This is a genomic window from Halalkalibacter flavus (assembly GCF_036663575.1).
GTDB lineage: Bacteria > Bacillota > Bacilli > Bacillales > Bacillaceae_D > Halalkalibacter > Halalkalibacter flavus.
The window spans coordinates 94,684-106,515 of record NZ_JAWRVK010000017.1 but is presented as its reverse complement, the minus strand read 5'-3'; the positions used below and the strand labels follow the sequence as shown (position 1 = coordinate 106,515).

Below are 11,832 nucleotides of genomic sequence, written 5' to 3'. Positions count from 1 at the left end.
TATACTATATTCACCTGAATAATCGGATTAATAGCTACAAAAAAAGGCTATTGAGAAGACTTTCTCAACAGCCTGAGCGGATGACTAATTAGTCATCCGCTTTTTTATACTTCCATAATGATTGGTAAAATCATTGGCTTTCTTTTCGTCCGCTCATATAAAAATGGCCCAAGTAAATCTGTGATTTCATTTTTGATTTCTGACCATTGAGTTGTTTTGCGCTCCATCACATCATTTAGATGTGAGGCAAGCAACTTTTGGGCTTCGTGAATTAAGTCGCTAGATTCCCTCATGTAAACAAATCCGCGAGAAATTAGATCTGGCCCCGCTGTTACTTTGAACTCTTTCATATTTAAGCTAACAACTACAACAACAAGACCTTCTTCTGAAAGGATACGTCTGTCTCTTAAGACAATGTTTCCAATATCTCCAATCCCATTTCCGTCAACATAGACAGACCCTGAAGGGATTTTGCCAACAACTCCTGCTTCTTCGGGGTGAAGAGCTAAAACATCGCCGTTATCCATAATGAAACTATTCTGTTTTGGTATACCACAATCTTCAGCCAGTTTGATATGCATCTTTAACATTCTATATTCACCATGTATTGGCATAAAATACTGTGGCTTCATTAGTCGTAACATTAATTTTTGTTCTTCTTGTCCTCCATGACCTGAAGTATGAATGTCATTAAGAGATCCGTGAATCACATCTGCACCAGCACGATACAACTGATTAATGGTTTTGCTTACACTTAGTGTGTTTCCAGGGATTGGTGAAGATGAAAAGACAACTGTATCTCCAGGTATTATTTGTATTTGGCGGTGTGTACCATTGGCAATCCTAGAAAGTGCCGCCATTGGTTCGCCTTGGCTTCCTGTACATAAGATAGTTACTTGATTATCAGGTAATTTATTTAATTGTGAAGGCTCGATAAATGTATTTTTAGGAGCTTTAATATAGCCTAATTCTTGTCCGATTGTTAAAGCTGACTCCATGCTTCGTCCAAATACAGCCACTTTTCGTCCATGGTTGACAGCTGCTTCAACTACTTGTTGAAGGCGATGAATGTTAGAAGCAAATGTTGCAAAGATGATTCGTCCATCAACTTTTCTAAAGATGTTACTAATACTTTCCCCAACTTTACGTTCAGACATGGTGAACTCTGGGATTTCACTATTTGTACTATCAGATAGTAAACAGAGGACGCCTTCTTCCCCAATTTTGGCCATTTTTGTTAAATTGGCTGGTTCTCCTACCGGTGTGAAATCAAACTTGAAATCACCAGTATGAACGACATTTCCGGGTGGTGTCTTAACAACAATACCGTATGCGTCAGGAATGCTATGAGTCGTTCGGAAAAATGTAACCGACGTTTTTGTAAACTTAACGATTTGGTCTTCATGAATTTCATGCAGTTTCGTTTTACGAAGCAAACCGTGTTCTTCCAGTTTTCCTTTTAATAATCCAAGAGCTAACTTTCCTCCGTATATAGGAACGTTTACTGCTCGGAGTAAATAAGGAATGCCGCCAATGTGATCTTCATGACCATGAGTGATAAAAAGACCTTTGATTTTGTCTTCATTTCTAACTAAATACGTATAATCTGGTATTACATAATCGATGCCAAGAAGCTCGTCCTCTGGAAACTTAATCCCGGCATCAATTAAAATAATTTCATCTTGAAATTGAACTGCATACGTATTTTTTCCGATTTCGCCTAATCCACCTAAGGCAAATACTGCAGTTTGGTTATTCTTTACTTGTTTCATAAAATTAAATAGTCTCCACTTTGAAATCTTCATTTTGTTGTTCGTATTCGAGATAAGCTCCAGAGACAGGTGTTACAAATTCAATATTAAAATTGCGATCGGCTAGTTTCTTCCTGACATCCGCTTCGTTTTCGCCTTCTACGAACATAGCTTCAGTAAATTCACGAACAGGTACTTGATTAAAATTCTTCTGATAAAATACTTTAAATAACATGTTACTACCTCTCCTTACCATTGGTTATATTTTCATTATAAAGCAAATGTCTCCTCATTTCATGTTATTTTATTTTAGAGTACGTTTTCTGCTCTGCATAAATGTCCATTATTCACGTTACAAGTATTAATTAAACTTCGATTAAACGGCTTTTTGGTAAAAGGTTTTTGCAGCCTTTCACGATTTTTTTTCTCAATCTTCGTAACATTAGGTTCCACACTCCTTATTCACTTTTTTCCAATAGGTGAGGGTTTTTATATGTATAGTATGTGTTGGTTAGCATTTAGCTGTTCAAGGTAATAAATGGATAAAAAAATGATTCAACTCCGAGCAACCGCAGGAGATGAATCATCAATTTTATGCCTTATTAGGCAATTCCTTCTTTAGTTTATCTTTAAAACCTTCAATTCGGTCATAGAACATTATACCATTTAAGTGATCGAGTTCGTGTTGGAAAACAATTGATACTAAGCCTCGTAAACGTAAAGTTACCTCTTCACCATCTAAATTGGTTCCTTTTACAGTGATTCTTGAATAGCGAGGGACATTCCCAGGAATATCTCTATCTACAGATAAACATCCTTCGCCACCTTCTAAATGTGTTTCTTCTACAGAATGGCTTATTACTTTTGGGTTAAATAAACCCATGCTATATAATTGATCTTGTTCATCTGTTACATGAACAGCAAACATTCTTTTAGAAATTCCAATTTGGGGAGCTGCGATTCCAACACCAGGTCTTAATTCATATTTTTCCGCAATCTCAGGGTCTTGGCTGTTAATAACGAAGTCAAGCATTTCTTGTAGGATCTTCCTATCTTCTTCACTTGCAGGAAGTGAAACCTCTTCAGCTATTTTTCTTAAAACGGGATCGCCTTCTCTTACAACATCTTTCATGGTTAACATTATGTATCACTCCTTTTGCACTTACGTTTACTTTATGAAGAAATAAATGAAATATCAAGTAATATTCTTACAAAAGGAGGAATAAGACGATTTTGTCTTATTCCTCCATATAATTATTAACAATGTCCGAACTTAGAAGCTCCAACAATGATAAGCAGGATGAAAAGTACTACGATTAACGCGAACCCTCTTCCAGCACCAGGTGCGTAAGCAGCACCCGCAACTACTGGAGCGCCATAACCATATCCACAAGGGTCAGTACATCCGTGACCTGCACCATATCCGTAACCAAACATTTTTACATTCCTCCTTTTTCTCTTGCACCGCATTGTCTGCGATTCACTAACTACATTATGCATACATAGGCAAGTTGGTTGGACGAATGCCTATTTTTACGGATTCTTTTATAATTATTTGATGGACAGGCTCATATTACAAAATAACTGCTCATATACTAGCTTTGAAATTGAAATATTGTTAATTTGTTCCGTTTGTTTTATGGTAGAGTTCTAGTACATGGTAAGGGGGAAAAGGCTGGTGAGTGTTAAGAAATGGGGAGCGGCACTTTTATTAACAATGTTCTTATTAACAGGATGTGGGGAGAATCCGGCAGAATCAGTATATCAACATTTAGAAGCTGCAGTAGAATTAGAAGAGCCTTTTGAACAACAACAAGAACCTTTGCAAAAAGCTGAAATGAGAGAAAATGAATTATTTGAAGAAATTATTTCACTTGGCATGGATGAATTTGAAGGAATAGTGGTACTAGCAGAAGAAGCAATCTCATCTATAAACTCTAGAGAATCCATGTTATTACAAGAAAAAGAAAGTATAGAGGATGGTTATCAAGAGTTTCTAAAAATTGAGGAACAGTTTGAGGACATAGAGGGAGAGGAACTTAGCAATTTATTAGAGCAACTTAAATCAACTATGGATGATCGTTATGAATACTATCAACAGTTATATGTTAGTTATAATGAAGCAATTAGCTTAGATAAGGCGTTATTTGAAATGCTGAAGCAAGAAGATTTAACAATGGAAACTCTCCAAGAACAAATCGACAAAGTGAATGAGAAATATGGAAGTGTAATTGAACATAAGGAACAATTTAATGAATCGACAGATCGTTATAACCAGGTGAAAAGGGAATTTTATAAAAAAGCGGAGCTTAATGTACAGTACGATTAGTACTGTCATTAAGCTCCTTTTGCGTATACTGCAACCAAATTACAAATAAAAAACTAAACTGTACTAATATTGCAAGTCGTTGATATACAACAAGGTGCTTTGGGAGTATTTACTATCTGCGTAGAAAAAAATCTTGAATTTAGATAAGTAAAAGGATTGACGGAATTTATAGAAGTGATGTAGACTTAATTTTGAGAGTTGTGGTTGTATCACTTTGATGGGAATTAGACTGATACAGTTAAGATTTTAAGTGGGCGTGAATATGAAAACGTTCTGGTGTGACATTAAAAAGCTTGCATGAATTTTTGTTTCAAACTTTTCTCCAAAGGTTATGGAAGGTAGTAGTTTGGGTATCCTATGGGGGAGATTTGTCAAATAGTCATTAGATTATCTTAATCATTAATTTTTTTATTCGAAAGGAAGAGGTGAAGGTAGTGAGTACAAAAACGTTAGAACAAGTTGAAAATCAATTTGAAACTTTCCAAATTTTAAATGAAGAAGGCGAAGTTGTTAATGAAGCTGCTATGCCTAATTTAAGTGATGATCAATTACAAGAAATGATGAGACGTATGGTTTATACACGTATTTGGGATCAACGTGCGATCTCATTAAACCGCCAAGGACGTCTTGGCTTCTATGCACCTGTTGCTGGTCAAGAGGCATCAATGTTAGGAAGTCAATTTGCGCTTGATAAAGATGATTGGATTCTACCTGGTTACCGTGATATTCCTCAAATTGTATTTCACGGACTGCCGTTACATCAAGCATTCCTATGGTCTCGTGGGCACTTTGCAGGAAGCCAATTCCCTGATGGATTAAATGTTCTATTCCCTCAGATCATTATTGGAGCACAAATTATTCAAACAGCTGGGGTAGCATTAGGTCTTAAGCGTAAAAACAAAAACAACATTGCGATCACATACACAGGTGATGGAGGAGCTTCACAAGGGGATTTCTATGAAGGAATGAACTTTGCTGGTGCATATAATGCTCCTGCAGTATTCATCGTACAAAATAACCGTTTTGCGATTTCTGTACCTGTTGAAAAACAGTCTGCAGCTAAAACAATTGCTCAAAAAGCAGTAGCGGCTGGTATTGAAGGGATTCAAGTAGATGGTATGGATATTCTTGCTGTTTACGCTGCAACAAAAGACGCTCGTGACCGTGCATTAGCAGGCGATGGCCCATCATTAATTGAAACAATGACATACCGTTACGGTCCACATACAATGGCAGGGGATGACCCTACTCGTTACCGTTCTTCTGATTTAGATGATGAGTGGACGAAAAAGGATCCTTTAGTTCGTTTCCGTAAGTTCTTAGAAGCGAAAGGCCTTTGGACAGAAGAAAAAGAAAATGAAATCGTTGAGCAAGCGAAAGAAGATATCAAAGCTGCAATGAAAGAAGCAGATGCTGCACCTAAGCAAAAAGTAACAGATCTTATTGGTTTCATGTTCGAAGATTTACCTTATAATCTTCGTGAGCAAATGGAAGAATACACAGCAAAGGAGTCGAAGTAACCTATGGCACAAATGACAATGATTCAAGCGATTACGGATGCTATGCGTAATGAGCTTAAGAATAATGAAGATGTTCTTGTGTTTGGTGAAGACGTCGGTCAAAACGGTGGAGTGTTCCGTGCGACAGAAGGCCTACAAAAAGAATTTGGTGAAGAGCGCGTATTTGATACGCCACTCGCGGAGTCTGGTATTGGTGGTTTAGCAATTGGTTTAGGATTAACGGGATTCCGTCCAGTTATGGAAATTCAATTCTTCGGTTTCTTGTTTGAAGTTTTTGATTCTGTTGCTGGTCAAATGAATCGTATGCGTTATCGTACAGGTGGCAAATTAACATCACCAATTACTGTTCGTTCTCCATTTGGTGGAGGGGTTAAAACACCAGAGATGCATGCTGATAGTTTAGAAGGGCTAGTTGCACAAACTCCTGGGTTGAAAGTAGTTATTCCTTCAACTCCTTATGATGCAAAAGGACTTTTGATTTCAGCTATTCGTGATAACGACCCTGTTGTATATCTTGAACATATGAAGCTATATCGCTCATTCCGTGGAGAAGTACCTGAAGAAGAGTACACAATTCCACTTGGTAAAGCAGATATTAAGCGTGAAGGAAAAGATTTAACTATTGTTACATACGGAGCAATGGTACACTCGTCCCTTAAAGCAGCTGAAGAGCTAGAGAAAGAAGGCATTGACGTTGAGGTTATCGACCTTATGACAATTAGTCCACTTGATATCGATACGATTCTTGCTTCTGTAGAGAAGACAAATCGTGCGATTGTTGTTCAAGAAGCTCAAAAGCAAGCGGGGATTGCAGCAAACGTAGTAGCTGAAATTACAGAACGAGCGATTTTAAGTTTGGATGCTCCAGTACTTCGTGTAGCTGCACCTGATACTGTTTATCCATTTGCACAAGCAGAAGATGCTTGGTTGCCTGACTATAAAGGAATCATTGAAACAGCAAAGAAAGTTATTAATTTCTAACCTAACAAGAGACAAGCATAAGAAAAGGAAAGATTTTGTCTTTCCTTTTCATTGAAATTTAGTTTAAGAGGAATTAAAGGAGGCACTTCAAAGTGGCATATAATTTTAAACTTCCTGATATTGGTGAAGGTATTCACGAAGGTGAAATTGTAAAATGGTTTGTTAAACCAGGTGATGAAATTAAGGAAGATGACATTCTTCTTGAAGTTCAAAATGACAAAGCTGTTGTAGAGATTCCATCACCGGTTGACGGTAAAGTTCTTGAAGTTAAAGTAGAAGAGGGAACGGTTAGTATCGTTGGTGATGTTCTTTTAACGATTGATGCTGGAGATGCAAATCCTGCAGAAGAAGAAACTACTCCGGAAGCAGAAGAACCAGCTGCAAAAGAAGAAGTAGCAAAAACTTCTGAGCCTGCTGCTGATACAGCAAATGATGAGGTAGAAAGTGATGCTCGTGTAATCGCAATGCCTTCTGTACGTAAATATGCTCGTGAAAAAGGTGTTGCAATTCACAAGGTAAGTGGAACTGGAAAAAATGGTCGTGTCGTTAAAGAAGATATCGATACATTCTTAAATGGTGGGGCGCAAGAAGCACCAGCAGCACAAGCGCAAACAGAAGAAAAAGAAGCACCTGCTGCTGCACCTCAAAAAACAGAGCCAGTTGCTATTCCAGTTGGTGAGTTAGAGCACCGTGTTCCTTTCAAAGGTGTTCGTAAAGCAATTGCAAAAGCAATGGTGAATTCTAAGCATACAGCTCCTCATGTGACACACATGGATGAAGTTGAAGTTTCTGCTTTAGTTGCACACCGTAAAGAATATAAAGGAATAGCTGCTGAACAAGGTACTAAGCTTACGTACTTACCATACGTTGTCAAAGCTCTCACAGCTGCTCTACGTAAATTCCCTGCACTTAATGCATCAATTGACGATGCGAATGATGAAATTGTATACAAAAACTATTTCAACATCGGTATTGCTGCAGATACTGAGCATGGTTTATTTGTACCAGTTGTTAAAGATGCAGATCGTAAATCAATTTTTGCTCTTGCTGATGAAATTAATGAGTTGGCAGTTAAGGCACGTGATGGTAAACTTAGTGGTGCAGAAATGAAGGGCGGATCTGCCACAATTTCCAATGTTGGTTCAGCTCGTGGTCTTTGGTTCACTCCAGTTATTAATCATCCAGAAGTAGCCATTTTAGGTATTGGTCGTATCGAAGAGAAGCCGGTTGTAAAGAATGGCGAGATTGTAGCTGCTCCTGTACTAGCGCTTTCAATCAGTTATGATCACCGTCTTATTGATGGCGTTACAGCTCAGAATGCACTAAACCACGTTAAACGCCTATTAAATGATCCACAATTATTATTAATGGAGGGGTAAGCATGGTTGTAGGAGATTTCGCAAATGAAGTAGACACACTTGTCATCGGTTCTGGTCCTGGTGGATACGTTGCAGCAATTCGCGCTGCGCAACTAGGACAAAAAGTAACCATCGTTGAAAAAGGAGAAATGGGTGGCGTTTGTTTAAACGTTGGTTGTATTCCTTCTAAAGCGTTGATTGCAGCAGGACATCGTTATCACAATGCTAAGCATTCCGAAGATATGGGAATTATTGCAGAAAAAGTTTCTATTAACTTTGAGAAAGTACAAGAATGGAAAGCTTCAGTTGTTAAAAAGTTAACTGGTGGAGTAGAAGGACTTCTAAAAGGAAATAAAGTAGAAATTGTTCGTGGTGAAGCGTATTTTGCGTCTGAAAACTCTGTCCGTATCATGGATGAGAAAAGCGCACAAACATACAATTTTAAAAATTGTATCATTGCAACAGGTTCTAACCCTATTGAAATTCCTGGTTTCAAATACACGGATCGCGTCATTAATTCAACAGGTGCCCTAGCTCTTAAAGAAGTACCTAAGAAAATGGTCGTTATTGGTGGAGGATACATTGGGATTGAATTAGCTGGTGCTTATGCGAATATGGGAACAGAAGTTGTTGTTCTCGAAGGTTCAAAGCAAATTCTTGGCGGTTTTGAAAAACAAATGGCTAAGGTTGTAGAACGTCGTTTGAAAAAGAACGGTGTTGAATTCAAGATGGAGGCACTTGCTAAAGGTGTTGAAGAAACAAAAGACGGTGTAAAAGTGACAGCTGAGGTGAAAGGTAAGGAAGAAGTCTTCGAGGCTGACTACTGCTTAGTAACGGTTGGACGTCGTCCGAATACAGATGAGATTGGACTTGAGCAAATTGGTGTTGAAACAACAGATCGCGGAGTTGTTAAGATTGATAAGCAGTGCCGTACAAGCGTTTCAAATATCTATGCAATTGGTGATATCGTAGAAGGCCCACCTTTAGCTCACAAAGCTTCTTATGAAGGGAAAATTGCTGCTGAAGCAATTGCAGGTGAAAAGTCTGAAATAGACTACCTAGCGATTCCGGCTGTTGTATTCTCTGATCCTGAGCTAGCAAGTGTTGGATATACAGAAGCGGAAGCAAAAGATGCTGGATTTGATGTGATTGCATCGAAATTCCCATTTGCTGCCAATGGACGTGCCCTATCTCTAAACGAAACAGATGGGTTTATGAAACTTGTTACTCGTAAAGATGACGGACTAGTTATTGGTGCTCAAGTAGCTGGACCTAATGCTTCTGATATGATTGCAGAATTAGGTCTTGCAATTGAAACAGGAATGACTGCAGAAGATATCGCATTAACGATTCATGCTCATCCTTCTTTAGGTGAAATTACAATGGAAGCAGCAGAAGTTGCCCTTGGAACACCAATTCATATTGTTAAGTAATAAGAAAAGGCTTTCCACTTAGTGGAAGGTCTTTTTACTATTATGTACATACAAAGGTTTCATGCCCAAAAAATCCAGTTTCTCTATGAAAGAGATACTGGATTTTTGTATGTATTCAATTGAAAAAGAGGTGAGGTTTATCCTTACTTCCTTCTCAAGTTGAAAAACTTCCATTAAATGTGTTAATATTTCGTCTTTTGTAAATATGCCTTCCATTCGTAGGTTTTCGTGATCACCGGTTATTACGAGCATAGTTGGGAAGTGTTCGATGTTAAAATAACGAATCACCTCGCGTTCATCTGCGTCAATAATTAAAAACGAAGGGATTTCACTTGGATAATTTTGTTTTAGTTCAAGGAACGCGTCATAATATGTCTTCTCATCTTGCATAGTAGAAGAATCTGAAAAAAGGACAGTAATTGTTTCGTCAGTATGTTGCTCTAAAGGATTTTCTATTGACGATGCTGATGAAAAGCACGAGTTTAATAATAGAATTGATCCAATTATCATCACTTCGACATACTTGTCCATTATTAGTCACATCCTCTTTCTGAAATTACAATTTTTTACTAATTACATTATGTTACTTCATTTTATCACGCATTGATTCACTTATGATATTTATTATTTAAATGTAATCAAATAGAAATATTTAGGACTTTTATATGACAAAAGACGCCTCTCCTAGGTGGGGAAACCGGAGAAACGCCTTTTGGTCTTAACTAATTATATAATTTTATTTCTTCTTTTTTAACTCTGCTTTTTCTTTTTTTAGAGCAAATTTTTCTTCTTTTAATCTTTCGCGCTCTTGTTTGAGCTCATACCGTTCAAGACGAATACGTTCTTTTTCTGTTGCTAAAGTTGGCTTTTCTGCTTTTAATGATTTCATAATAGAGAAAATCATCATAATCATAATAATTGTAAAAGGGAGTGCGGCGATGATCGCTGCTGTTTGCAAGGCTCCTAACCCTTTCTCTGTAGAAAGTAGAACAGCTGCTGTTGCAGAAATAATTAGTCCCCAAACAAATTTCACCCCATTTGGTGGGTTTAAATTTCCGTTCGTTGTTTGCATCCCCAGTACAACTGTGGCTGAATCAGCCGATGTAACAAAGAAAGAGGAAATCAAAAAGACAGCAATAATGGAAAGGAGTAACCCGAGTGGAAATTGTTCGAGTACTGCAAACAGAGCAACTTCCATACCACCTTCAGACATCGTTCCCATAATGTCGGCTGTACCTAGTCTTTGAAGTTGAATTCCTGTCCCACCGAAGACAGCAAACCACAAAGCACCGAAGATAGATGGAACAGCAAGTACACCAACAACAAACTCTCTAATAGTACGTCCTTTCGAAACGCGTGCTATAAATGTTCCTACAAATGGCGCCCATGAAATCCACCATGCCCAATAGAAAATAGTCCATCCTTCAACCCAAGTCGTCTCAGGGTTGTATACATCGAGCCTGAAGCTCATTCCAGCGAGATTTTGAAGGTAACTACCAATCCCTTGTGTAAAAACGCCCATAATGTAGCTAGTCGGACCAAATAGTAAGATAAATAACATTAAAGAAATAGCAAGATACACGTTTGTTTTACTTAAAATACGAATTCCTTTATTTAGACCAGTTTGGGCTGATATCATAAATAATACAGTAACAATAAGGATGACAATAAGTTGAAGCATTACTTCATTCATCGTTTGTAAGCCTGGAATTAAATAAGAAAGCCCAGCTGAAATTTGGGCAGCTCCAAATCCTAAAGATGTAGCTACTCCAAAAATTGTTGCAAAAACAACCAATACATTAATTGATGTACCTAAACCGCCATTTGCTCTTTCTCCTAACAATGGTTCTAGGACGGCACTCATTACAGCTGGCGACTCTTTTCTAAATCTAAAATATGCTAGTGCTAATGCAACGATAGAATAAATTGCCCATGGATGTAGGCCCCAATGGAAAAAGGCATAACGTATCGCTTGACCAGCAGCTTGTGTGGAACCAGGCTCTGCTGTAGGAGGCTCAAAGAAATGATACAGTGGTTCCGCAACGCCCCAAAAGACAAGCCCGATTCCCATTCCAGCAGTAAATAAAAAAGCAAACCAGGTTAGATAGTTATATTCAGGTTTATCATCAGGTTTACCTAGTTTAATTCTTCCGTATGGACTAAATATTAAATATATACAAAAAATCAAAAATCCAGTAGCGGCTAAAAGATAAAACCAACCTAATTCATTCGTAATAAAACTTTGAATGCCTGTTGTAACTGCCTCTAGATTATTTGGAGCTACGATTCCCCAAATAATAAAGGCGACTGCAATTGCAACTGAAATTGTAAAAACAGGTGTCACTTTCTTCATTTTCATCAACCTTTCTTTAAAAACCAACTTCTACCGTAACATAAACTTGAAATAGAGTGCAAAAGATTTAATCTGCTTTATCTAAGTACCCGCTTGCATCTGAATGA

10 protein-coding genes and 1 pseudogene are annotated in these 11,832 nt (G+C 37.8%); 5 read left to right on the top strand and 6 right to left on the bottom strand.

What is annotated here, in order from left to right; translation table 11 throughout:
* Positions 1–104: 104 nt before the first annotated feature.
* From rnjA to SAY88_RS13060, 4 genes and pseudogenes are all read right to left on the bottom strand, one after another.
* Positions 105–1,772, bottom strand: coding sequence for a ribonuclease J1 (gene rnjA / locus SAY88_RS13075; RefSeq protein ID WP_332632263.1), 1,668 nt, complete (start codon positions 1,770–1,772; stop codon positions 105–107).
* A gap of 4 nt (positions 1,773–1,776) precedes the next feature.
* Positions 1,777–1,986, bottom strand: a complete 210-nt coding sequence (locus tag SAY88_RS13070) for a DNA-dependent RNA polymerase subunit epsilon (RefSeq protein ID WP_332632262.1) — start codon at positions 1,984–1,986, stop codon at positions 1,777–1,779.
* A 357-nt stretch (positions 1,987–2,343) separates the two neighbouring features.
* A complete protein-coding gene (def, locus tag SAY88_RS13065) occupies positions 2,344–2,892 on the bottom strand; it encodes a peptide deformylase (protein WP_332632261.1) in 549 nt (182 codons plus the stop codon).
* Positions 2,893–3,008: 116 nt separating this feature from the next.
* Positions 3,009–3,086 (bottom strand): annotated as a pseudogene (locus SAY88_RS13060) (YjcZ family sporulation protein); the annotation flags it as partial.
* A gap of 343 nt (positions 3,087–3,429) precedes the next feature.
* Between SAY88_RS13060 and SAY88_RS13055 the strand changes: the two are divergent.
* The 5 genes from SAY88_RS13055 (at position 3,430) to lpdA (ending at position 9,372) form a co-directional block, all read left to right on the top strand.
* Positions 3,430–4,080, top strand: a complete 651-nt coding sequence (locus tag SAY88_RS13055; protein WP_332632260.1) for a YkyA family protein — start codon at positions 3,430–3,432, stop codon at positions 4,078–4,080.
* A 434-nt stretch (positions 4,081–4,514) separates the two neighbouring features.
* The gene (pdhA, locus tag SAY88_RS13050) at positions 4,515–5,600 is read left to right on the top strand and encodes a pyruvate dehydrogenase (acetyl-transferring) E1 component subunit alpha (protein ID WP_332632259.1); all 1,086 of its coding nucleotides are present in this window, start codon (positions 4,515–4,517) and stop codon (positions 5,598–5,600) included.
* Positions 5,601–5,603: 3 nt separating this feature from the next.
* Positions 5,604–6,581 carry an alpha-ketoacid dehydrogenase subunit beta gene (locus SAY88_RS13045; protein ID WP_332632258.1) on the top strand — a complete coding sequence of 326 codons (978 nt, stop codon included), beginning with the start codon at positions 5,604–5,606 and terminating at the stop codon, positions 6,579–6,581.
* 92 nt (positions 6,582–6,673) lie between these two features.
* A complete protein-coding gene (locus SAY88_RS13040) occupies positions 6,674–7,960 on the top strand; it encodes a dihydrolipoamide acetyltransferase family protein (protein WP_332632257.1) in 1,287 nt (428 codons plus the stop codon).
* A 2-nt stretch (positions 7,961–7,962) separates the two neighbouring features.
* A complete protein-coding gene (gene lpdA / locus SAY88_RS13035) occupies positions 7,963–9,372 on the top strand; it encodes a dihydrolipoyl dehydrogenase (protein WP_332632256.1) in 1,410 nt (469 codons plus the stop codon).
* An 18-nt stretch (positions 9,373–9,390) separates the two neighbouring features.
* Here lpdA and SAY88_RS13030 read toward each other — a convergent pair whose 3' ends face one another.
* The gene (locus SAY88_RS13030) at positions 9,391–9,903 is read right to left on the bottom strand and encodes a hypothetical protein (protein WP_332632255.1); all 513 of its coding nucleotides are present in this window, start codon (positions 9,901–9,903) and stop codon (positions 9,391–9,393) included.
* A gap of 205 nt (positions 9,904–10,108) precedes the next feature.
* Positions 10,109–11,725, bottom strand: coding sequence for a glycine betaine uptake BCCT transporter (locus SAY88_RS13025; protein WP_332632254.1), 1,617 nt, complete (start codon positions 11,723–11,725; stop codon positions 10,109–10,111).
* Positions 11,726–11,832 lie beyond the last annotated feature (107 nt).